This window comes from Streptomyces sp. NPDC043867 (assembly GCF_056435845.1).
Genome location: NZ_JBWKDS010000012.1, coordinates 138256 through 159975, shown reverse-complemented (window position 1 = coordinate 159975; position 21720 = coordinate 138256). Strand labels below are relative to the sequence as shown.

Here is a 21720-nt window from a genome sequence, read left to right as displayed (position 1 = left end):
CCTGATGACAGAGCGTCAGAAGGACCGGCCGTGGCTGATGCGCACGTATGCCGGTCACTCCACCGCCGAGGCGTCGAACGAGCTGTACCGGCGCAACCTCGCCAAGGGGCAGACGGGTCTGTCGGTCGCGTTCGACCTGCCGACCCAGACCGGCTACGACCCCGACCACGTCCTCGCCCGCGGCGAGGTCGGCCGGGTCGGGGTGCCGGTCTCGCACCTCGGTGACATGCGCCGGCTGTTCCAGGACATCCCCCTGGAGCAGATGAACACCTCGATGACCATCAACGCCACCGCCATGTGGCTGCTGGCGCTCTACCAGGTCGTCGCCGAGGAGCAGGGTGCGGACGTCACCAAGCTCCAGGGGACGACCCAGAACGACATCGTGAAGGAGTACCTCTCGCGCGGGACGCACGTCTTCCCGCCGGGTCCGTCGCTGCGGCTGACGACGGACATGATCACCTACACGGTGAACCACATCCCGAAGTGGAACCCGATCAACATCTGCAGCTACCACCTGCAGGAGGCGGGAGCCACTCCGGTCCAGGAGATCGCGTACGCGATGTCCACGGCGATCGCCGTGCTCGACGCGGTGTTCGCGTCGGGCCAGATCCCCGAGGAGCGCAGGGGTGATGTCGTCGCCCGCATCTCCTTCTTCGTGAACGCGGGCGTCCGCTTCATCGAGGAGATGTGCAAGATGCGGGCGTTCGGCCGGATCTGGGACCGGATCACCCGCGAGCGGTACGGCATCGAGGATGCCAAGCAGCGCCGCTTCCGGTACGGCGTCCAGGTCAACTCCCTCGGCCTGACCGAGGCCCAGCCGGAGAACAACGTCCAGCGGATCGTCCTCGAGATGCTGGCCGTGACCCTCTCCAAGGACGCCCGCGCGCGTGCCGTGCAGCTCCCCGCGTGGAACGAGGCGCTGGGGCTGCCCCGGCCCTGGGACCAGCAGTGGTCGCTGCGCATCCAGCAGGTGCTGGCCCACGAGAGCGACCTGCTGGAGTACGAGGACATCTTCGAGGGCTCGCACGTCATCGAGGCGAAGGTGGCGGAGCTGGTCGAGGAGTCCTTCGCGGAGATCGACCGCATCCAGGAGATGGGCGGCGCGATGGCCGCCGTCGAGTCCGGCTATCTGAAGTCGCAGCTCGTCTCCTCGCACGCCGAGCGGCGGGCCCGGATCGAGGGCGGCACCGAGAAGATCGTCGGCGTCAACGTCTTCCAGTCGACCGAGCCGAACCCGCTCACCGCCGACCTGGACGCGGCGATCATGACGGTCGACCCGACGGTGGAGGCCGGCGTGGTGGCCGCGCTCGGGAACTGGCGCGACAACCGCTACCAGCCGCCGTTCAACCACCCGCGCCCCTGCAAGGCGCTGGAGCGGCTGAAGGAGGCCGCCAAGGGCAGCGAGAACCTCATGGAGGCCACCCTGGAGTGCGCCCGCGCCGGCGTCACGACCGGCGAGTGGGCCGGGGCCCTGCGCGAGGTGTTCGGCGAGTTCCGCGCTCCCACCGGCGTCTCCTCCGCACCCGTCGCGATCGCCGCCGCGGAGGGCACCGCGCTCGCCCTCGTCCGCCGCAAGGTGGAGCTGACGGCGCAGGACATGGGCGTCGGCAAGCTGCGCTTCCTGGTGGGCAAGCCGGGCCTGGACGGGCACTCCAACGGCGCGGAACAGATCGCCGTGCGGGCCCGCGACGCCGGGTTCGAGGTGGTCTACCAGGGCATCAGGCTCACGCCCGAGGAGATCGTCGCCGCGGCCCTCGCCGAGGACGTGCACGGCGTGGGTCTGTCCATCCTGTCCGGCTCGCACGCCCAGTTGGTGCCGGACGTGCTGGACCGGCTGCGCGAGGCGGGCGCGGCGGACATCCCGGTCATCGCAGGCGGGATCATCCCGAACGCGGACGCCGAACAGCTGCGCGCCGCGGGAGTGGCCGCCGTCTTCACCCCGAAGGACTTCGACATCACCGGAATCATCGGCCGTATCGTCGACGAGATCCGGAAAGCGAACAAGCTCGACCCCCTGGAGGTCCCCGCATGACCAGCCCTGCTCCCCAGGTCAACCGCCTGCGTCCGCGGCGCTCCTGCCTGGCCGTGCCCGGCTCGAACCCGCGCTTCCTGGAGAAGGCCCAGGGCCTCCCGGCCGACCAGGTCTTCCTCGACCTGGAGGACGCGTGCGCGCCGCTCGCCAAGCCGGAGGCGCGGCACACCATCGTCAAGTTCCTCAACGAGGGCGACTGGACCGGCAAGACGCGGGTCGTGCGCGTGAACGACTGGACGACCGAGTGGACGTACCGCGACGTCGTCACGGTCGTCGAGGGCGCGGGTCCCAACCTCGACTGCATCATGCTGCCGAAGGTCCAGGACGCGCAGCAGATCGTCGCGCTGGACCTGCTGCTGACGCAGATCGAGAAGACGATGGGCTTCGAGGTCGGCAGGATCGGCATCGAGGCGCAGATCGAGAACGCGCAGGGCCTGAACAACGTCAACGAGATCGCGCAGGCCTCCCCGCGCGTCGAGACGATCATCTTCGGCCCGGCCGACTTCATGGCGTCCATCAACATGAAGTCGCTCGTCGTCGGTGAGCAGCCGCCCGGCTACCCGGCGGACGCCTACCACTACATCCTGATGAAGATCCTGATGGCCGCCCGCGCCAACAACCTCCAGGCGATCGACGGCCCCTACCTCCAGATCCGCAACGTCGACGGTTACCGCGCGGTCGCCCAGCGCGCCGCGGCCCTCGGTTTCGACGGCAAGTGGGTGCTGCACCCGGGACAGGTCGAGGCGTCCAACGAGATCTTCTCGCCCTCCCAGGAGGACTACGACCACGCCGAACTGATCCTGGACGCGTACGACTTCTACACGTCCGAGGCGGGCGGCAAGAAGGGCTCCGCGATGCTCGGCGACGAGATGATCGACGAGGCCAGCCGCAAGATGGCGCTCGTCATCTCGGGCAAGGGCCGGGCCGCCGGCATGCAGCGCACCAGCAAGTTCGAAGCCCCGGAGGCCTGAGCAGCATGCAGTTCGGACGCACGTACGAGGAGTTCGAGGTCGGCGCGGTCTACAAGCACTGGCCCGGGAAGACCGTCACGGAGTACGACGACCACCTCTTCTGTCTCCTGACGATGAACCACCACCCGCTCCACATGGACAGCAACTACGCGGAGCGGACCACCGACTTCGGGAAGAACGTCGTCGTCGGGAACTACATCTACTCGCTGCTGCTCGGCATGTCGGTCCCCGACGTCTCGGGCAAGGCGATCGCCAACCTGGAGGTCGAGTCGCTCAAGCACGTGGCGCCGACCTTCCACGGCGACACCATCTACGGCGAGACGACGGTCCTCGACAAGACCCCGTCGAGGTCCAAGAACGACCGCGGCATCGTCCACGTCGAGACCAGGGGCTACAAGCAGGACGGCACGCTCGTCTGCGTCTTCCGCCGCAAGGTGATGGTCCCCACCGAGACGTACATCAAGGAGCGCGGCGGCGAGCAGCCCGGCCGCCCGGAGCTGAAGGCACAGGAGAAGTAGCCATGGCGCGACTTGCCCAGACCGCCGGTCTCACCGACATCCAGCGGGAGATCCTCTCCACCGTCCGCGGGTTCGTGGACAAGGAGATCATCCCGGTCGCGACCGAGCTGGAGCACCGCGACGAGTACCCGCAGGCGATCGTCGACGGTCTCAAGGAGTTGGGCCTCTTCGGGCTCATGATCCCCGAGGAGTACGGGGGTCTGGGTGAGTCGCTGCTCACCTACGCGCTGTGCGTGGAGGAGATCGCGCGCGGCTGGATGTCGGTGTCCGGCATCATCAACACGCACTTCATCGTGGCGTACATGCTCAAGCAGCACGGCACGCAGGAGCAGAAGGACTACTTCCTGCCGCGCATGGCGGCGGGCGAGGTGCGCGGCGCGTTCTCCATGTCGGAGCCGGCGCTCGGCTCGGACGTGTCGGCCATCACGTCGAAGGCGGTGAAGGACGGCGACGAGTACGTCCTGAACGGCCAGAAGATGTGGCTGACGAACGGCGGCACGTCGACGCTGGTGGCCGTTCTCGTCCGGAGTGACGAAGGACACCCCGAGGGCACCGCGCCCCACAAGTCGATGACGACCTTCCTCGTCGAGAAGGAGCCCGGTTTCGGAGAGGTCCGCCCCGGCCTCACCATCCCCGGGAAAATCGACAAGATGGGTTACAAGGGTGTCGACACCACCGAGCTGATCATGGACGGACTGCGCATTCCGGCCGATCGGGTGCTCGGCGGCACCACCGGCCGCGGGTTTTACCAAATGATGGACGGCGTGGAGGTCGGCCGGGTGAACGTGGCGGCCCGCGGCTGCGGCGTGGCTCAGCGCGCCTTCGAGCTGGGCGTTTCCTACGCCCAGCAGCGGCACACCTTCGGCAAGCAGATCGCCCAGCACCAGGCGATCCAGTTCAAGCTCGCGGAGATGGCTACCAAGGTCGAGGCCGCGCATGCCATGATGGTGAACGCGGCACGCAAAAAGGATTCCGGGGAGCGAAACGACCTGGAAGCAGGGATGGCGAAGTACCTCGCCTCCGAATACTGCAAGGAAGTCGTGGAAGACGCCTTCAGGATCCACGGCGGTTACGGCTTCTCCAAGGAGTACGAGATCGAGCGGCTCTACCGTGAGGCGCCGATGCTGCTGATCGGCGAAGGTACCGCCGAAATCCAGAAAATGATCATCGGGCGCAGGCTGCTCGAAGAGTATCGGCTCCAGGGCTGATTGTCCGGGTACGGGGTGTTTTCTCCGAGAAGAAGATCACACCCCGTGAACGCTCTTCGGCTGCCGACTCGGCTTCCTGGCTTGCCCAGTTGTGGCCCGCGACCGGTACGATTCCGGGAAAGCCGCCGTCCCCCGTTCAGCGCGGCATCATCCGCTACGAAGGTCATCCATGCCCCACAGCCAAACCTCTGCACCTCGCGACAGCCGAGCCGGCGTACGCCTCGCGCGCGGAGCATCGCCGTGGCTTCTCCCGACCGTCGCCACCGCAGCACTCAGCCTCGCCCGCGCGCGCCGCTCCGGCGCCGCCAAGGCCGTGGCCGTACCCGTCACCGCGCTCGCGGCGGGCATGCTGTGGTTCTTCCGCGACCCCGAGCGCGAGATCACCCAGGGCAGGGTCATCTCGCCGGCCGACGGCGTGGTGCAGAGCATCATGCCGTGGAAGGACGGGCGCACCCGCGTCGCGATCTTCATGAGCCCGCTGAACGTCCACGTCAACCGCGCGCCGCTGGCCGGCACGGTGACCTCGGTCGAGCACATCCCCGGTGGGTTCGTCCCGGCGTTCAACAAGGAGAGCGAGAACAACGAGCGCGTCGTCTGGCACTTCGACACCGAGCTCGGTGACATCGAGATGATCCAGATCGCCGGTGCCGTCGCCCGCCGCATCGTGCCCTACGTCCCGCAGGGGACCAAGGTGGAGCAGGGCGAGCGGATCGGCCTGATCCGCTTCGGCTCGCGCGTGGACATCTACCTGCCTGCGGGCATCGAGGTGGACGTGGAGGTCGGTCAGAAGACCGTGGCAGGGGTGACTCGCATTGACCGTGGTTGATCCCGAGACACAAGCCGGCTGGGTGCCGGAGGCCGACGAGCTGGACGACGCGGAGGACATGCCGCTGTCGATGCGCCTGTCGATAGCGGACACGCTCACGCTCGGCAACGCCACGTGCGGCTTCATGGCGGTGTACTTCACCACCACCGGCATCCTGATCCCGCACCTCACGGGCAGCCAGGAGACGGGCATGGCGCGGCACAGCGCCGCCACGGCCGTCATTCTGATGCTCTGCGCGGCGGTCTTCGACCTGTTCGACGGCCTGGTCGCCCGCAAGCTGCGCTCGTCCCCGATGGGCGCGGAGCTGGACAACCTGTCCGACCTGATCAGCTTCGGCCTCGCGCCGGCGTACTTCGTGCTGGTCTACGGCATGGTCGCGGACGACGCGCACCAGCGGGTGGCGGCGGTCGGTGCCATCGTGGTCCTGCTGGCCGTCGTCCTCAGACTCGCGCGGTTCTCCTGCGTCACGGTCAAGGACGGCACGTTCCAGGGCATGCCGAGCCCCTTCGGGGCACTGACGGTGGTGTCGATCGTGCTCCTGGAGCTGCCCTTCGTGGCCACGCTCCTGGCGATCATCGGCACGGCCTGGCTGATGGTGAGCCGGGTCGAGTACCCGAAGCCGCGGGGTCCGCTGGCGGTGGCGATGCTCTCGTGGATCGTCGCGGCGATGGGTCTGCTGGCGGCCTGGGCGTTCGAGGCCCCCGGCGGGCAGCTCCTGCTCCAGACGGGCTGTGCGCTGCAGCTGGTGCTGGGCGCGGTGATCCCGCTCTTCGCCACGGCGCGGCGGGTGAACACCTTCCGCGACAACCGTCGCGAGGCGCGTGCGGCGCAGCTGCCGTAGACGCCCCGCAGGCATCCGAGGGGCCCCGAACCGGACGGTTCGGGGCCCCTCGGCCTTGTGCGGGGCATGTTTCCCGCCCGCCGCGCGGGCCGCTACGGCATCAGGTCCCCTCCGGCCCGCTGCGCGGAGCCGTTCCCGCCGCACGAGCAGCCCACGGCCTCGCTCCGGCCCGCTGCGAGCCGCTTCCGCCATACGGGCGGCCCACGGGCGCAGGATGCCTCCGGCCCGCTGCGAGCCGTTCCCGCCGCACGAGCCGCCCCACGGCCTCGCTCCGGCCCGCTGCAAGCCGTTCCCGCCGTACGGGCGGCCAGCGGGCCGCAGGATGCCTCCGGCCCCCTGCGAGCCCGCCCCTCGCTCTGCGGGTCGCCCCACAGCGTCGAGGCCCTCGCTCGGCCCTGGAGGGCTGTTCCCGCCGCCGTACGGGGTACGTACCGCCTACGGCGGTGTGCGGCGTCCCCGGCCCTGAGGCCCCGTTCCTGCCCGCCAGCGCCGTACGGCCCGCCTACGGCGTTCACAGGCCGCAGGCCCCCGGCGGGCCGCCCCTCGCCCTACGGGCCGCCCACGGCGTACGAGGTCCCTGGCCTCCCGGCGCGCCGCCCCCGCCCTACGGGCCGCCCACCGCGTTCGGCGTCCGTGGCCCCTGGGCGGCTTCCCGCCCCGGAGCCGCCCACGGCGTGTTCGCTGTCCCTGGCCCCCGGGCGGGTTCCCGCCGTGCGGACCGCCCACGGTGGGCCTCTCCCGCGTGGCCGGGACGACGCCGCGCGGGCGCGACGGGCGGCCGTACGGCCGAGGGGCCCCGAACCGAAGTGGTTCGGGGCCCCTCGGCGTCAGGAGCCGGTCACCCGCCGGGGGTGTAGCTTCCCGCCGCGGACGCCGCCGCGGGCCCCCGCACGACCTTCGTGCCGCCCACCGCGCTCTTGTCCGGCTGCAGGATGACGCTCTGCTTCGAGGACGGCGCCGCCGGGTCGGAGAAGTTCTGCGGGATACCGAAGCCCGTGTCGACGTTGTCCAGGGTCAGCAGCGCCTTGTCGACGCCTTCCCGGGTCAGGTCCTTGCTCTTGCAGGCCGTCTTCAGCGCCTCTCCGAAGACGGAGGCCGCCGTCCAGCCGGCCACCACGCCGTTGTCGAGCGAGTCCTTCGGGTACGCGGCCTTGTAGTCCTTCACCAGCTTCTCGGCGGCCGGGGTATCGCCGCCGATGGGCAGGGCGGGCGAGGCCACGTAGTAGTTCTTCGCCAGCGCCGGCCCCGCCTGGGTGGCGAGCAGCTGCGGGGAGAAGGCCGAGTTGTTGCCGATCACCGGGACGTCGAAGCCGCCGGCGGCCGCGACCCCGACGAGCGAGGCCGCCTGCCGCGGACCCGCACTGACCACGACCGCCTTGACACCGGCCTTCTTCAACGCGGCGACCTGCGCGGTCATGTCGTTGTCGGTCGGCTTGATCTTCTGCTCCACGATCTTGAGCCCGGACTCCTTCGCCATGTGCTTGGAGCCGGCCAGGGCGCTCTCGCCGTAGTCGCCCTCGAAGTACACGTGACCGATCTTGTCGCCCTTCCTGACGCCCTTCTCCTTCATCAGGAAGTCGATGGCGTTGATCGTCTCGACGTCGTAGGTGGAGCCGATGACCCGGATGTACGGGCTGCCGAGCAGGGAGCTGGACCACGCCTGCGGCAGCACCAGGCCCTTGTCCTGCCCGTCGATGCGCTTCTTCACGGCGGCAACGAACGGCGAGCCGATGAACTGGGCGAATCCCAGCACCTTCGGTTCCAGCTCGGTGTAGCCGGCCACGGCCTTCTGCGGGTCGTAGCCGTGGTCGCGGATGGTGAGGTCCACCTTGTAGCCGCAGACACCCCCGTCCGCGTTGAGCTGCTTCACGTACAGCTGCTGGGCCTGGGTCACGCTCTTGCCGAGCGTGGCGTAGACGCCGGTCATGTCGGTGAGGACGCCCAGCGTGATGGTCTTGCCGGAGATGCCCTCACCGGTCTTCACCCCGCCCGCGCTCGCCTTGTCCTTGTCGTCGTCCTTGGCCTTGGAGCTGCACCCGGACAGCACGATCAGCGCGGCCAGCGCGCCCGCGGCGGCCCGGGTCGCGTACACCCGTGATCTGCCAGTGGTACCCGTAGTCATCGTTCCTCCACAGAAGTCGTTCCTACGCGACGCCGCGCGGCCACCCTGACCAGGCCGCCCGGCAAGAAGAGCACCACCGCCACGACGGCGGCGCCGTACAGGTACCGGGACGCCTCGCCCGGTGTGATTCCGCCCATGCCCGGCGCGGACACGAGGGGCAGTGCGTCGCTGTACCGGGTCAGCAGCTGCGGCAGCAGCGAGACGAACGCCGCGCCGACCACCGCCCCGGAGACCGAGCCGAGACCGCCGATGACGATCATGGCGAGGTACTCCAGCGAGAGCGTGATGCCGAAGTAGTCGGGCACGGTCCGCTGGAAGATCAGCGCCAGCAGCACACCGGCGAGGCCCGCGTACATCGAGGACAGGACGAAGACCGCGGCGCGGTAGCGGGCCACCGGGACGCCGATCACCCCGGCCGCGATCCGGTGGTCCCGGATCGCGTTCATGGCCCGGCCCGGCCGGCCCCGCAGCACCCCGCGGGCGAACAGCGCGCCGGCCAGCAGCATGACGAGACCGACGTACCAGAGCTTCTCGGCGGAGCCGAAGGGCACGGCCGCGACCATCGTCTCCCGGTCGTCGAAGGTGAGACCGAACAGGCTCAGGGCCGGCACGTCACGGCCGTTGAAACCGCCCGTGAGGTCCCGCGCGTTGAACAGCACGTGCTGGCCGATGAAGATCAGCGCGAGGGTGGCGATGCCGAGGTAGGCGCCGCGCAGCCGTCCGGCGATGGGGCTGAACAGCCCGCCCGCGGCTCCCGCCACCAGCACGGCGAGGATCACCGCGAGCCAGGTCGGCAGCCCGAGCCCGGTCAGGCCGTCGGAGCCGTCGCCGGCGAACACGCAGTAGCCGTACGCGCCGACCGCGAGGAAGAAGGCGTGTCCCATCGACAGCTGGCCGGTCGCGCCGGTCAGCAGGTTGATGCCGATGGCGCCGATCGCGGCGGCCATCGCGAACAGCCCGGCCTGGAGCCAGAAGCGGTCCAGGTAGAACGGGAAGGCCAGCAGCAGGGCCGCCCCGGCGGCGAGGACGTACGGCCGCGGGCGGGTGAGGCGGGCGGGCCGGCGGCGGACCGGGGCCGTTTCGGTGCGGGTGAGGACCTCAGACACGGGCCAGCTCCTTCGTACCGAACAGTCCGGCGGGCCGGACGAGCAGGATCGCGACCATCACCAGGTAGGGGGCCAGGTCGCCGAGGCCCCGGCCGAGGAAGGTCAGATCGCTCTGGTAGCCGGTGGCCAGCGACTCGGTGATGCCGACGAGCAGGCCGCCGACCAGGGCGCCCGTGGTCGAGTCCAGACCGCCGAGAATCGCCGCCGGGAAGGCCTTCAGCGCGGCCAGCGAGGTGGCCCGCTCCAGCCCCGGGGTCGGGAAGACGGTCAGGAAGAGCGCCGCCACCGCCGCGAGACCGCCGGCCACGGCCCAGGCGCCCAGCGACACCCGGCCCAGCCGTATGCCCATGAGCGCGGCGGTCTCCGAACTCTCGGCGGCCGCCCGCATCGCCACGCCCCAGGAGGTGTAGCGGAAGGCGAGCAGGAACACCGTGATGAGCAGGGCCGCGGCGACGAACGCGGCGATCCTGGTGTGGGCGAGCGAGATCGGCCCGATCCGCAGCACCGCGTCGCCCCAGGGGTCGCCGGGTGACAGGACGTCGGTGCCGATCCGGCGGGTCAGCTCGGTGGTGAGCAGGATGTCGACGCCGATGGTGACGATCGCCAGCACACTGTGGTCGGAGCCCCGGTAGCGGCGCATGACCAGGAACTCGACCGCCGCGCCGACCAGCGCGGCGCCCAGGATGCCCGCCAGCAGGGCGGGCCAGAAGCCGATGTCGTCGTGCAGGACGGCGGTGACGTACCCGCCGGCGAGCAGCAGCGAGGCGTGCGCGAAGTTGACGACCTCGGTGGCCCGGAAGATGACCACGAAGCCGAGTGCGATGAGCGCGTAGACGGAACCCATCGAGACGCCGTTGAGCAGGAGTTCGGCGAAGGTGCTCATGAAGCGGTCTCCTCCCCAAGGTAGGCGCGGACCACGGCCGGGTCGTTCTGGACGTCCGCGGGGGCGCCGTCCGCGATCCGGCGCCCGAAGTCGAGTACGGTCACCGCGTCCGCGAGCCGCATCACCACCCCCATGTCGTGTTCCACCAGGACGATCGAGATGCCGAGGCTGTCGCGGACACCCGCGATCACCGCGGCGGTGCGGCGCCGTTCGTCGCCCGTCATGCCGGCGACCGGCTCGTCGAGGAGCAGCAGGCGCGGCTCCATGCACAGCGCCCGGGCCAGCTCGGCGAGCTTCTGCTGCCCGTACGGGAGGGAACCCGCCGGCCGGTCCAGACAGTCGCCGAGACCGACGAAGTCGGCGATCTCCCGGACGCGTTCGCGGTGCCGGCGTTCTTCGCGGGCCGCCGCGGGCAGCCGGAGCCCCGCGGCCACGAAACCGGCCCGGGTCAGCCGGTGACGGCCGAGCAGCAGGCTGTCCTCGACCGTGGCGAGCGGCGGCAGCGCGAGGTTCTGGAAGATGCGGGCCACGCCGAGCCCGGCGATGCGGTGCGGCGGCAGCCCGGTCAGTTCGTGCTCGCCGAAGCGCACGCTGCCCGCGGTGGCGCGGTAGACACCGGACAGCACGTTGAAGCAGGTCGACTTGCCGGCTCCGTTGGGGCCGATCAGCGCGTGCACGGTGCCCGGACGGACGGTGAAGCTCACGTCGTCCAGGGCCAGCAGCCCGGAGAAGCGGACGGTCAGCCCGCTCACCTCGAGGGCGGGGACGTCAGCGGTTCCGGTGTCCTCCGCAGCGGCGGTCTCGGTCTTCATGCGGCGCGTCACCCCTTCCACCGGGACAGGGCGGGCAGCGCACCGCCGGTTCGTGCGGCGTCGGCGGCCGCGTCCTCGTCGACCACGCCCAGATAGCGGCGGCGCACCTCGTCGGAGGCGGCCAGCTCGTCGGCCGGGCCGGACAGCGTGACCTCGCCGACCTCCAGGACGTAGGCACGGGAGGCGAGGCGCAGCGCGAGCGCCGCGTTCTGCTCGACGAGGAGCACCGAGGTGCCCTGGGCGTTGATCTCCCGCACGGTGTCGGCGATCCGGGCGGCCATCAACGGGGCGAGACCGAGGGAGGGTTCGTCGAGGAGCAGCACGCCGGGCGCCGCCATCAGCGCGCGGCCGACGGCGAGCATCTGCTGCTCGCCGCCCGACAGCAGCCCCGCGCGCTGCTGGGCACGGTCGGCGAGCACAGGGAACAGTTCATGGACGCGGCGCAGGGCGGCGGCCCGGTCCGTGCGCCCGCCGCTCGCGCCGAGCGCTCCGGCCCGCAGGTTGTCCGCGACGGTCATCCGGGCGAACACCTGCCGTCCCTCGGGCACCTGGGACACCCCAGAGGCCACCACCCGGTCCGGCGCCACGCCGTCCAGGCGCCGCCCGCCGAGGGTCACCGTGCCCTCGGTCACCGCGCCTCCGTGGAACGACAGCGTCCGGCACACCGCCCGCAACAGCGTCGACTTGCCCGCGCCGTTGCCGCCCAGCACCGTCACCACGGATCCCTCGGGCACCTCCAGGGACACCCGGCGCAGTGCGCGCACCGGGCCGTATCCGACCGACAGGTCCCGTACGACCAGACCGGAACCGTCCATGGCTTCTCCCTCCTGCTCGTCCTCGCTCGCCGACCTCGCTCGATGGCGCTCAGCCCAGCACCGCCGGAGCCGCCCGTCCACGGACGGGTGGCGAAACGCTGCGGGTGACCAGCGAGGGCGGCCGGCCGTTGTGCGCGCGCACAACACCGCGTGTCAGGGGCCTGCCGGGGGCGTCGCACCGGTGGCATGCTGCGGCCATGGGAGCGCGCAGAAGGCGTACCGGTCATGACTGGAAACTGCTCGCGGAAGCCTGTGCCGCGCTGCTGCGGCGGCTGCCGGAACTGGTCGACGAGCACGTGCGGCAGCTGGCGGAGCACTCCCCCGTCTACGGGCAGGTGCTCGCGTACGACCAGCAGTGGCGGGAGGCGGAGGAGGCGATGCGGATCGGGATCGAGACGATCTCCGCGCCGCGGGACGCACCGCGCCGCGACCTGGCGCACGCGGAGGACGCCGGGCGGCGGCGGGCCCAGCAGGGGCTGCCGCTGGAGCTGCTGGTGCACGCGTACCGCAGCGCGGGCTATCTGGTGTGGGACGCGCTGATGGAGGGAGCCGCCGGGAAGGAACCGGAGCGGCTCGGGGCGCTGATGCGCTCGGCGACGATGGTGTGGTCGGCGGTGGACGCCCAGGCCGCGGCGGCGTCGGAGGCGTACCGCGCGACGGAGCTGGAGCTGCGGCGGCGCACCGACGAGCAGTTGCAGGCCCTCCTCGATGCGCTGCTCGAGGGCCAGGAGGCTCCCGGGCTCGCGGCGCGGGCGGCGGCCGGGCTGGACCTTCCTGAGCGGGGGCCCTACGCCGTGGTGGTGCTGCGGGCGGAGCGGCGGGACGGCCGGGAGGCGTTCCACCGGCCGGTGCAGGGGGCGGGGTTCCGGTTCGTGTGGCGGATGCGGGCGGACTGCGAGGTCGGCGTGGTCGCGCTCGGGCCCGGCCAGGATCTGGACGGGGTGGCCCGAGTGCTCGCGGGGCGCTGCGTGGGGCCCGGCGGGATCAGTCCCGTCGTGGCGGGCCTCGCCGAACTGGGGCGGGCCCGGCGCCTGGCCGAACTGGCGCTGCGCACGTGCCCGCCGGACGCGAGCGAGGTCGTACGGCTGGACCAGCGGATGCCGACGGCTCTCGTGGTGAGCCAGCCGGAGCTGGCGGGGCGGCTGGTGTCCGACATCTTCGGGGAACTGCTCGCGCTGGAGCCGGCGGACCGGGCGGTGCTGCTGGAGACGCTGGACGTGTGGCTGGCGTGCGAGGGGTCGGCGGGGCGGGCCGCGGGGCGGCTGTACTGCCACCGGAACACGGTCTTCAACCGGTTGCGGCGGCTGGAGCAGCTGACCGCGCGGTCGCTGGCGCGGCCTCGGGATCTGATCGAGATGACGTTGGCGTTGGATGCGTATCGGTTGTCGGGGGTGCGGGGGTGACGCTGGACGAGCGGCCGTGCCGTCCCGCCCGGCACTTGGGAACCCCGGCGGGTTTCGGCCCGCCCGGCGCTTGAGAGGGCGGATCGTTAGTCATTGAGTGCCCCTCCGCCGCCTGCGCCTGAATTGGACAGTGCACCTCCGCGCACCAGCACCCTCCATGGTGACCTGTCCGTTCGCGTGCATCCGCCAACGGCCCTTCTGCCTGCTGACCATGCTTATTGCGGCCGTAGTACTTCGCGCCTGAAGGAGGTGTGTACTCGGAGGCAAACTTCACCCCAGGTTCGTTGCGAACACTGTCGGCATAGTCAATTAAGCTGCAGTTGTGTACGAGGACCGGCGTAGCCCCTGCCAGCACATAGTACGTGTGCTAGGCGGCACGCCTCTACCTGCTTTTTCGCTGGTCAGCGCGGGTTTCGCGTTCCGCTGGCGTACGTGGTTGTGCGGGGAAATCCGTGGCTGCTGCCGACAGGAGTCGGGCGGCTGGCGCTGGTGCCATTTCTTGCCCCGCCGGTCACCGCGGAGTTGGTCGGGCCACCGTGTACGCAGTTGGGCCGGTGAGCCCTCCATCTGTGCCGTCGCTCATGTCCAGGACCTCGAAGCCGGCGCCCTCCGCGTAGCGTTCCAGTTCGCGGGGGAACAGGACGCGCCTGCGGATCTCGTCTCGGGCCTCGTCACCCGAGGGGAGCGCCCAGTGCCGGTGCATGGTGTTGATCTGGGTCCGTAGGTCCCACGTGTGGCGGATGGTGACGGTGGCGGGGCCTTTCAGGGTGTCCACGGTGGCAGTGGTCGGCCCGGTCCGGGTGATCGGGGCGACGGGGGAACACAGCACGAGCAGCCCTCCTGGCCTGGCATGTGCCGCGAAGGTGGCGAAAACCTGGCTGATCGCCTTGTTGTCGTGTACGTAGGCGAGGCTGTTGCCCATGCAGGTCACCACGTCCATGCGCGTGCCGAGTCGTGCCGTGCGCATGTCGCCGGTGCGGATGTCCAGTTCCGGCCGGACCTGGTGTGCGTAGTCGACCATGCCGGGCTGGAGGTCCACGCCAGTGCACTCGTAACGCTTGGCAAGGATCTCCAGGTCCCGCCCGGTACCGCATCCGAAGTCGACCAGGGTCCGGGCGTCCGGCCTGTGCAGCTTGATCAGGGTCTGGCACCCCAAGGTGCAGTCCGGCCGCGCCGACGACCGCGTAAAGGCAATATTCGGCCTCTTGCGCCCTCATCTGAAAAACGCGACGGCCCGCGACCTGTACGACCGAGCACGGACGATCGCAACACCGTCGCTGGTCACCTGATCCCCGTCGCACCTTGAAGCTGCCACAGAAAGCCAGCGAAGGCATTCTTCGCCGCAGGACCAGCATGGGTCACGATCAGCAGGACGTTCCCACTCTGATCCTGGGGGATGGAAAGAAGTTGTCTGGATGCATCGGCCACTCCCTGACCGAGGTCCGAATGAGGGAAGCGACCCAAAGCCGCATGCGCCGCCTGGTAGGCCCCGTAATCCCCTCAGCTTTCAGGGAGGGAAGAATCGATCGCAGCGACTAATATCATCCACGTCCATCTGCATAGCGCCCCGGAAGTCGCCGCCGTCTATCAGCTCCTTCTGCCTCATGCGCCACGCCTTCGACTCAAGCGAGGATCCGGTGCTTTAAACGGCACGATGGTCGGCAATTATTACGACCGACTCACCAAAGGAGATATTCAGCCAAAGACTGATCTGATGCCGGATGACACAACTTTACGGAAACCAGGTGGAAGGACCTTTTTCGCGGCACGGAGATTCCCCGTTACCTTTCCGTCGCCCCGCTCCCTCGAGCGTGTGCCGGCCGCGTCTGGCCTACCCCTACATCCAGGCTCTCCTCCATCGCCAGAGCCCCGGCCAGGCTGAAAAAGCCGGGCCCTGCCCGCTGCGAGGCCCTGCTGGAGGCCCGCCCGCGCACCGGCACCACCACTCTGGCCCTGCCAGCCACCGGCTGCCCATTGGCCACCCGATCTGCCGGGAACATACGGGACGGGAAGGGGCGGAGGGGGCGGCCCCCCAGGAAAGCCCCACCACCACCGTCACCCAGGGCGGGGCGCCCGGCCCCTCGGGCACGGGCCGGGCAGAGGTCCCCTAGGGCCTGTCGTTTGGATCACGCCGGCGTCGCGGGGTCTGGCACGCACATCTGCGGCGTTGTCGTCGGTCGCCGACGCTCCGCGTCGACTCCCTCCTCCGCCTTGCAGCTGCACGCGCCAGACCCCGCTCGGGTCGGTCAGGACGAACCGTCGGTCACAGCCAGCCTGATCCAAACGACAGGCCCTAGATCAGGAAGTCCCGTCCGATGTTCTCGGCGACCTGCTCCAGGATGGGGCCCGCGTTCGCGATGCACTCGGCGAGGTCGGGTTCGACGTCGGTGAGGGCGTAGGCGCGGCGGATGCCGGCCTTGCCGAGGGCCTCGGGGGGAAGGGCCAGGCGGCCGCAGACCGCGACGACCTCCTTGCCCGCCGCGCGGGCCGCCGTGGCGACGCCCGCCGGAGCCTTGCCGTGGAGGGTCTGCTCGTCGAGGGAGCCCTCGCCGGTGATCACCAGGGTGGCGCGCTCCACGGCGGGCGCGAAGCCGAGGACGTCGAGCATGACCTCGATGCCGGGGCGGAAGCGGGCGCCGAGGACCAGGGCCCCGTAGCCGATGCCGCCCGCCGCGCCGGCACCGGGCGCCCGGGCGTACTCGGCGGCCTGTGAGCCGACGGCCTTCTCGAGCACCGTGGCGAAGTGGGCGAGGGAGGCGTCCAGTGCCGCCACGTCGTCGGGGCTCGCGCCCTTCTGCGGGCCGTACACCGCGGGCGCCCCCTCGGGGCCCGTGAGCGGGTTGTCCACGTCGCTGGCGAGGACGAGGTCGACGCCCGGCAGGCGCGGGTCCAGGCCGGAGAGGTCGGCGGTGGCCAGGTCGCCCAGCGAGCCGCCGCCGGGAGCCACCGGCTCCCCGTCCGCGTCCAGGAAGCGTGCCCCGAGGGCGGACAGCATGCCGGCGCCGCCGTCGGTCGTAGCGCTGCCGCCCACACCGAACACGATGGTCCGCGCCCCGGCGTCCAGCGCGGCGCGCAGCAGCTCCCCGGACCCGTACGTCGACGCGGTGAGGGGCGCGAAGACCCCCGCGGGCAGCCGCTGGAGCCCGCTCGCCTCCGCCATCTCCACCACGGCGGTGTCGCCGCGCAGCGCGAACGCGGCGGTGACCTCGTCGCCCAGCGGCCCGGCGACCCGGACCTCGCGGCGCTCGAACCCGGCCGCGACCGCGGCGTCCACGGTGCCGTCCCCGCCGTCGGCGACGGGCAGCGCCTCGACCTCCGCGTGCGGGGCGACCCGGCGCAGCCCGGCCGTCACCCGTTCCGCGACCTGCACGGCCGTCAGTGATCCCTTGAACTTGTCCGCGGCGATGAGCACGCGCGCCGCCCTCGGAGTCCGATTCACAGCGTCCGCCACCTTGCATTCCCCTTGCTTTCGCGCCTTGCTCACGTCAAGGCAGTCGCGCCGCTGCGACCTTAACCGGAGGAGGGGTGCCCCGTCATGCCCCGTCCCGCGCCTCGAAACCCGCGCGGAGCAGCCCGGAATCGGGTAGACCGGAGCCATGACCCCTGTGGGCACCGAGCTGGACGACCGCGTTCTCGGGGGCTGGCTGGGCCGGATCGCGGGCAACATGCTCGGCAAGCCGGTCGAGCAGGGCGACCACTGGACGCGGGAACGCATCGACCGCTATCTGCGGCAGGCGGCGGCGCTGCCGCTCACCGACTACCTTCCCGCGCCCGTCGACGAGGCCTCCGGGGCGGCCCTGCGTCCCGAGTGGCGCCAGTGCGTCCGGGGCCGGATCCACGGCAGCTGCCGGGACGACGACGTGGACTACGCGATCCTCGGGCTCGACCTGCTGGAGACGCACGGCTTCGGGTTCAGCACCGAGCAGGTCGGTGACCTGTGGCTGCTCCGGCTGCCGTATCTGCAGACGTTCACCGCGGAGCGGGCCGCCTACCGCAACCTCGCCAACGGCATCCGACCGCCGCTGACGGCGACGTACGACAATCCGTACCAGGAGTGGATCGGCGCCCTCATCCGTGCCGACGTCTACGGCTGGACCTCCCCCGGTGATCCGCGGCGGGCGGCGGCCCTCGCTCGCCGGGACGCCGTCCTGTCGCACACGGGGAACGGCGTCTACGGCGCGATGTGGGCGGCCGCGCTGATCGCGGCGGCGTTCACCGCGCCCGGTGTGCGGCACGCCCTGGACACGGCACTGGCGGTGATTCCGGCGAGCAGCCGCCTCGCCCGGACCGTGCGCCGGGTGCTCACGCTGCACGAGGCGCGGCTGAGCTGGGAGGACACCCTCGGCACCCTCGCCGAGGAGACCGCGGGGCTGCACTGGATCCACACGGTCCCGAACGCCGCCGTCCTCACCGCCGGGCTGCTGTACGGCGACGGTGACTTCACCCGCAGCATCGCGCTGACCGTCCGCGGTGGTCTGGACACCGACTCGAACGGGGCGACGGCGGGCTCGGTCGCGGGGGTCCTGTGCGGGGCCGCCGCGATCGCGCCCCAGTGGCGGGACCCGCTGGAGGACACCGTCCGCAGCGCGGTGTTCGGCTTCGACGGGGTGCGGATCAGCGAGCTGGCGGAGCGTACGGTGCGGCTGGTGGCGGCGGGCGGCGCCTTTACCCTTTCCGGATGACCACTTCACAGACCGCGGACTTCGCCACGTACATCGCCGGTCTGCCCCGCGTCATCGCCGGGGCGGCCGCGCTCTTCCGCGACGCCGAGGGGCGCGTGCTGCTCGTCGAGCCGAACTACCGGGAGGGCTGGGCGCTGCCCGGCGGCACCGTCGAGTCGGACGACGGCGAGAGCCCGCGGCAGGGGGCGCGGCGGGAGACGGCCGAGGAGATCGGGCTCGACGTGCCCCTGGGGCGGCTGCTCGCGGTGGACTGGGTGCCGGGAGCGGACAGGCCGCCGCTGGTGGCGTACCTGTACGACGGCGGGGTCCTCGGCGCGGACGGCTTCCGGGCGATCCGCCTGCAGGAGGAGGAACTGCTGTCGTGGCGGCTGGTCTCGCCGGAGGATCTCCCCGACCACCTGCCGGGCGCCCTGGGCCGCCGGGTGCTGGCCGCGCTGGACGTCCTCGCGGAGGGCTCGGGCACGGCGGAGCTGGAGAACGGGCACCGGGTGGGCTGAGCCGCGGGGGGCTCAGGGCACCGGGTGGGCTGAGCCGCGGGCGGGCTCCGCGGGAACAACGCCCGTTCCCGCGATATCCGTTGGCCGCGCCCGTGGCCCGGGTCCTACCCTCGGCCGTATGAACAAGCCCCTGGTCGCGATCCTCAGTGGTGCCGGGATCTCCACGGACTCCGGGATCCCGGACTACCGCGGTCCCAACGGCCTGTGGCGGCGGGACCCCGAGGCGGAGAAGCTCGTCACGTACGAGTACTACATGGGCGATCCGGAGATCCGGCGCCGGTCGTGGCGGATGCGGCGCGAGAACGGCGCGCTCCGGGCGGAGCCGAACGCGGCGCACCGGGCCGTGGCCGGGCTGGAGCGCTCCGGGGTGCCGGTGCGGGTGATCACGCAGAACGTGGACGGGCTGCACCAGCTCGCGGGGATGCCGGCCCGGAAGGTCCTCGAACTGCACGGCAGCGCACGGAGCGTGGTGTGCACGAAGTGCCACGCGCGGGGGCCGATGGAGGACGCTCTCACCCGGATCGACGCCGGTGAGGACGATCCGCCGTGCCTGGAGTGCGGCGGGATCCTGAAGCCGGCGACCGTCATGTTCGGCGAGCGGCTCGACCCGGTGGTGCTCGGCGAGGCGGTCTCGATCACGAAGGCCTGCCAGGTGTTCATCGCCGTCGGCAGCACCCTCCAGGTCCAGCCGGCGGCCGGTCTCGCGGATGTCGCCGCCGACCACGGGGCCCGCCTCGTCATCGTCAACGCCGAACCGACCCCGTACGACGACCGCGCCGACGAGATCGTACGGGAACCGATCGGCACGGCCCTGCCTGCGGTGCTGCACCGCCTGAGCCCAGGGAACGGTTCCTGAGCCCGCGGCAGTGGCGCCGGGTCAGTCGAAGAGGGCGGCTCCCCGTTCGAAGTCGAGGAGGCGGCGCTTGCGGTCGAGGCCGCCGCCGTATCCGGTGAGGCCGCCGTCGGCGCCCACCACGCGGTGACAGGGCACGATGATGCCGACGGGGTTCCTGCCGTTGGCGAGGCCCACCGCGCGGGACGCGCCCGGGTTGCCCAGGAGTTCGGCCAGTTCGCCGTACGAGCGGGTCTCGCCGTAGGGAATCAGGCGCAGTTGTTCCCAGACGCTGCGCTGGAACGGTGTGCCGTCGAGGTGCAGGGGGAGGTCGAAGGCCTTCGACTCGCCCGCGAAATAGGCGTCCAGCTGGGCGCGTGTCTCGGCGAACGGCGTGTCGTCGGGGTCGCCGAAGTGCTCCTCGGGCGGGCGGTGGCGCTGGCCGGCCATGTAGAGGCCGGACAGGACGCCGTCGGTGGCGACGAGGGTGAGCGGTCCGTACGGGCTGTCGGTCACGGTGTGCTGTTTCACAGGCGGGGTCCTCGAAGTCGTCGTGTCGTCAAGTCGCTCATACGGGAAGGAAGTTGATGGGGTGGCTGTCGGTCGCCCACAGGTACTGGACGGCGTACGCCCGCCAGGGGCGCCAGGCCGCGGCGCGTGCGGTGAGCGCGGACGGTGTGGCGGGCAGACCCAACTCCTCTGCCGCGCGCCGGATTCCGAGGTCGGTGGGCAGGAAGGCGTCGGGGTCGCCGAGGGCGCGCATCGCGATGACGTCGACGGTCCAGGGCCCGAAGCCGGGCAGCGCGAGGAGGCGGGCCCGGCTCTCCGCCCAGTCGCTCTCGACTCCCAGGTGGAGTGACCCGTCGGCGAGTTGACGTACGAGTGTGGTGAACGTGGTGCGGCGGGTGCGCGGCATCGCAAGGGAGTCGGGGTCGAGGGCGGCGAGCGCCTCGGGCGTGGGGAAGAGGTGGGTCAGGCCGCCCTCCGGATCGTCGACGGGTTCGCCGTGCGCGAGGACCAGACGGGCCGCGTGGGTGCGGGCGGCGGCCGTGGAGACCTGCTGTCCGAGCACGGCCCGTACGGCGAACTCGGCCTCGTCGACGGTTCGCGGCACCCGGCGGCCCGGCGCCTTGTCGACGAGCGGGGCGAGCAGCGGGTCGGTGCGCAGCCGGTCGTCGACCGCGACCGGGTCGGCGTCCAGGTCGAGCAGGCGGCGGCAGCGGCTGATGGCGACGGGCAGGTCGCGCAGGTCGCTGAGGGTGAGGCGGCAGGCGATGTGGTCGGACTTCGGGGTGAGCGCGGTGACGCCGTGGCCGTACGGCAGGCGCAGCGTGCGCCGGAAGGCTCCGTCGCGCCACTCCTCGACGCCGGGTACTGCGGTCGCCGCGAGGTGGCCGAAGAGGTTGTCGGGGTTGAGCGGGGCGCGGAAGGGGAGCCGGAGGCTGAGCGCGCCGGGTGTGGGCGCCGCCTTCCGCGGGATCCGGGTGCGCAGCTCGCTCGGGGTGAGTGCGAAGACCTCGCGCACGGTGTCGTTGAAGGTGCGGATCGAGGCGAAGCCGGCGGCGAAGGCGACCTCCGCCATCGGCAGGGTCGTCGTCTCGATCAGGAGTCGCGCGGTCTGGGCTCGCTGGGCCCGGGCGAGCGCGAGGGGACCGGCGCCCAGTTCGGCGAGGAGCTGCCGCTCGATCTGGCGGGTGCTGTAGCCGAGGCGGGCGGCGAGGCCGGGTACGCCCTCGCGGTCCACGATCCCGTCGCCGATCAGGCGCATGGCGCGGGCGACGAGGTCGGCGCGCTGGTTCCATTCGGGCGAGCCGGGGCTGGTGTCGGGGCGGCACCGCTTGCAGGCCCGGAACCCGGCCTGCTGGCAGGCGGCGGCGCTCGGGTGGAACGTCATGTTCTCCGGCTTCGGCGGCACCACGGGGCAGCTGGGCCGGCAGTAGATCCGGGTGGTCAGGACCGCTGTGTAGAACCAGCCGTCGAAGCGTGCGTCCTTGGACTGGACGGCGCGTACGCAGCGCTCGGTGTCGGTGTGCATCCCGTTCCGCATGCCTCAAGGATCCGGCACCGGCCGGGTCCCTGGCTCGCGGAAATCCGACCTGTACCTCGCGCGGGGCCCGCGGCCCGCCCGCCCGCCGCCGGGGCGGGCTCGGCGCGGAGACCGGCGGGGGCGCC

19 protein-coding genes are annotated in these 21720 nt (G+C 71.4%); 10 read left to right on the top strand and 9 right to left on the bottom strand.

From position 1 onward, the window contains the following. Nucleotides 1–4: 4 nt before the first annotated feature. From AC069T_RS14835 to pssA, 6 genes are all read left to right on the top strand, one after another. Nucleotides 5–2032: a protein meaA gene (locus tag AC069T_RS14835; protein WP_476749744.1), complete on the top strand. Its 2028-nt coding sequence runs from the start codon at nucleotides 5–7 to the stop codon at nucleotides 2030–2032. Beyond that, nucleotides 2029–3003 (top strand): HpcH/HpaI aldolase/citrate lyase family protein, encoded by a 975-nt coding sequence (locus AC069T_RS14830; protein ID WP_478783110.1) that lies wholly within the window; start codon nucleotides 2029–2031, stop codon nucleotides 3001–3003. Before AC069T_RS14835 ends, AC069T_RS14830 begins: the two co-directional genes overlap by 4 nt. Before the next feature lie 5 nt (nucleotides 3004–3008). After that, a complete protein-coding gene (locus AC069T_RS14825; protein WP_476749746.1) occupies nucleotides 3009–3521 on the top strand; it encodes a MaoC family dehydratase in 513 nt (170 codons plus the stop codon). Between the two features lie 2 nt (nucleotides 3522–3523). After that, entirely contained in the window at nucleotides 3524–4729 is a 1206-nt protein-coding gene (locus AC069T_RS14820) for an acyl-CoA dehydrogenase family protein (RefSeq protein ID WP_478783109.1), read from the top strand. A 169-nt stretch (nucleotides 4730–4898) separates the two neighbouring features. Next, nucleotides 4899–5555: a phosphatidylserine decarboxylase gene (locus AC069T_RS14815; protein WP_478783108.1), complete on the top strand. Its 657-nt coding sequence runs from the start codon at nucleotides 4899–4901 to the stop codon at nucleotides 5553–5555. Then, nucleotides 5542–6396 (top strand): CDP-diacylglycerol--serine O-phosphatidyltransferase, encoded by an 855-nt coding sequence (gene pssA, locus AC069T_RS14810; protein WP_476749749.1) that lies wholly within the window; start codon nucleotides 5542–5544, stop codon nucleotides 6394–6396. Before AC069T_RS14815 ends, pssA begins: the two co-directional genes overlap by 14 nt. Nucleotides 6397–7234: 838 nt before the next feature. Here pssA and AC069T_RS14805 read toward each other — a convergent pair. From AC069T_RS14805 to AC069T_RS14785, 5 genes are read right to left on the bottom strand one after another with little or no spacing between them, the layout of a single operon-like run. Beyond that, on the bottom strand, nucleotides 7235–8518 hold the full coding sequence (locus AC069T_RS14805) for an ABC transporter substrate-binding protein (RefSeq protein WP_478783107.1): 1284 nt from the start codon (nucleotides 8516–8518) through the stop codon (nucleotides 7235–7237). Next, entirely contained in the window at nucleotides 8515–9624 is a 1110-nt protein-coding gene (locus AC069T_RS14800) for a branched-chain amino acid ABC transporter permease (RefSeq protein WP_478783106.1), read from the bottom strand. The genes AC069T_RS14805 and AC069T_RS14800 overlap by 4 nt, the downstream gene beginning before the upstream one ends. Further along, nucleotides 9617–10507, bottom strand: a complete 891-nt coding sequence (locus tag AC069T_RS14795; RefSeq protein ID WP_358851501.1) for a branched-chain amino acid ABC transporter permease — start codon at nucleotides 10505–10507, stop codon at nucleotides 9617–9619. The genes AC069T_RS14800 and AC069T_RS14795 overlap by 8 nt, the downstream gene beginning before the upstream one ends. Then, nucleotides 10504–11319, bottom strand: coding sequence for an ABC transporter ATP-binding protein (locus tag AC069T_RS14790; protein WP_478783105.1), 816 nt, complete (start codon nucleotides 11317–11319; stop codon nucleotides 10504–10506). The genes AC069T_RS14795 and AC069T_RS14790 overlap by 4 nt, the downstream gene beginning before the upstream one ends. 8 nt (nucleotides 11320–11327) lie before the next feature. After that, nucleotides 11328–12134, bottom strand: a complete 807-nt coding sequence (locus AC069T_RS14785) for an ABC transporter ATP-binding protein (protein ID WP_478783104.1) — start codon at nucleotides 12132–12134, stop codon at nucleotides 11328–11330. 197 nt (nucleotides 12135–12331) lie between these two features. Between AC069T_RS14785 and AC069T_RS14780 the strand changes: the two genes are divergently transcribed. Beyond that, the gene (locus tag AC069T_RS14780) at nucleotides 12332–13537 is read left to right on the top strand and encodes a PucR family transcriptional regulator (protein ID WP_478783103.1); all 1206 of its coding nucleotides are present in this window, start codon (nucleotides 12332–12334) and stop codon (nucleotides 13535–13537) included. A 511-nt stretch (nucleotides 13538–14048) separates the two neighbouring features. Here AC069T_RS14780 and AC069T_RS14775 read toward each other — a convergent pair. Together AC069T_RS14775 and AC069T_RS14770 are read right to left on the bottom strand one after the other, a co-directional pair. After that, on the bottom strand, nucleotides 14049–14693 hold the full coding sequence (locus AC069T_RS14775) for a class I SAM-dependent methyltransferase (protein ID WP_478783102.1): 645 nt from the start codon (nucleotides 14691–14693) through the stop codon (nucleotides 14049–14051). A 1137-nt stretch (nucleotides 14694–15830) separates the two neighbouring features. Continuing rightward, nucleotides 15831–16949 (bottom strand): glycerate kinase, encoded by a 1119-nt coding sequence (locus AC069T_RS14770; RefSeq protein ID WP_478783155.1) that lies wholly within the window; start codon nucleotides 16947–16949, stop codon nucleotides 15831–15833. Between the two features lie 184 nt (nucleotides 16950–17133). On the opposite strand from AC069T_RS14770, the gene AC069T_RS14765 reads away from it, so the two are divergent. The 3 genes from AC069T_RS14765 (at nucleotide 17134) to AC069T_RS14755 (ending at nucleotide 19572) form a co-directional block, all read left to right on the top strand. Beyond that, nucleotides 17134–18219, top strand: a complete 1086-nt coding sequence (locus tag AC069T_RS14765) for an ADP-ribosylglycohydrolase family protein (RefSeq protein ID WP_478783101.1) — start codon at nucleotides 17134–17136, stop codon at nucleotides 18217–18219. After that, a complete protein-coding gene (locus AC069T_RS14760; protein WP_478783100.1) occupies nucleotides 18216–18716 on the top strand; it encodes an NUDIX domain-containing protein in 501 nt (166 codons plus the stop codon). Before AC069T_RS14765 ends, AC069T_RS14760 begins: the two co-directional genes overlap by 4 nt. Before the next feature lie 118 nt (nucleotides 18717–18834). Next, nucleotides 18835–19572 (top strand): SIR2 family NAD-dependent protein deacylase, encoded by a 738-nt coding sequence (locus tag AC069T_RS14755; protein ID WP_478783099.1) that lies wholly within the window; start codon nucleotides 18835–18837, stop codon nucleotides 19570–19572. 21 nt (nucleotides 19573–19593) lie between these two features. Here the strand turns inward: AC069T_RS14755 and AC069T_RS14750 are convergent, their stop codons facing one another. Continuing rightward, nucleotides 19594–20079: a methylated-DNA--[protein]-cysteine S-methyltransferase gene (locus tag AC069T_RS14750; protein WP_478783098.1), complete on the bottom strand. Its 486-nt coding sequence runs from the start codon at nucleotides 20077–20079 to the stop codon at nucleotides 19594–19596. A 37-nt stretch (nucleotides 20080–20116) separates the two neighbouring features. After that, complete coding sequence (locus AC069T_RS14745) at nucleotides 20117–21595, bottom strand: AlkA N-terminal domain-containing protein (protein ID WP_478783097.1); 1479 nt, start codon at nucleotides 21593–21595, stop codon at nucleotides 20117–20119. Between the last annotated feature and the right edge of the window lie 125 nt (nucleotides 21596–21720).

Excerpts from the sequence above, each read along its gene's own strand:
- AC069T_RS14835 (WP_476749744.1), top strand. The coding sequence starts at position 5 with ATGACAGAGCGTCAGAAGGACCGGCCGTGGCTGATGCGCACGTATGCC.
- AC069T_RS14830 (WP_478783110.1), top strand. The coding sequence starts at position 2,029 with ATGACCAGCCCTGCTCCCCAGGTCAACCGCCTGCGTCCGCGGCGCTCC.
- AC069T_RS14825 (WP_476749746.1), top strand. The coding sequence starts at position 3,009 with ATGCAGTTCGGACGCACGTACGAGGAGTTCGAGGTCGGCGCGGTCTAC.
- AC069T_RS14820 (WP_478783109.1), top strand. The coding sequence starts at position 3,524 with ATGGCGCGACTTGCCCAGACCGCCGGTCTCACCGACATCCAGCGGGAG.
- AC069T_RS14815 (WP_478783108.1), top strand. The coding sequence starts at position 4,899 with ATGCCCCACAGCCAAACCTCTGCACCTCGCGACAGCCGAGCCGGCGTA.
- AC069T_RS14805 (WP_478783107.1), bottom strand. The coding sequence starts at position 8,518 with ATGACTACGGGTACCACTGGCAGATCACGGGTGTACGCGACCCGGGCC.
- AC069T_RS14795 (WP_358851501.1), bottom strand. The coding sequence starts at position 10,507 with ATGAGCACCTTCGCCGAACTCCTGCTCAACGGCGTCTCGATGGGTTCC.
- AC069T_RS14790 (WP_478783105.1), bottom strand. The coding sequence starts at position 11,319 with ATGAAGACCGAGACCGCCGCTGCGGAGGACACCGGAACCGCTGACGTC.
- AC069T_RS14785 (WP_478783104.1), bottom strand. The coding sequence starts at position 12,134 with ATGGACGGTTCCGGTCTGGTCGTACGGGACCTGTCGGTCGGATACGGC.
- AC069T_RS14780 (WP_478783103.1), top strand. The coding sequence starts at position 12,332 with ATGGGAGCGCGCAGAAGGCGTACCGGTCATGACTGGAAACTGCTCGCG.
- AC069T_RS14765 (WP_478783101.1), top strand. The coding sequence starts at position 17,134 with ATGACCCCTGTGGGCACCGAGCTGGACGACCGCGTTCTCGGGGGCTGG.
- AC069T_RS14760 (WP_478783100.1), top strand. The coding sequence starts at position 18,216 with ATGACCACTTCACAGACCGCGGACTTCGCCACGTACATCGCCGGTCTG.
- AC069T_RS14755 (WP_478783099.1), top strand. The coding sequence starts at position 18,835 with ATGAACAAGCCCCTGGTCGCGATCCTCAGTGGTGCCGGGATCTCCACG.
- AC069T_RS14745 (WP_478783097.1), bottom strand. The coding sequence starts at position 21,595 with ATGCGGAACGGGATGCACACCGACACCGAGCGCTGCGTACGCGCCGTC.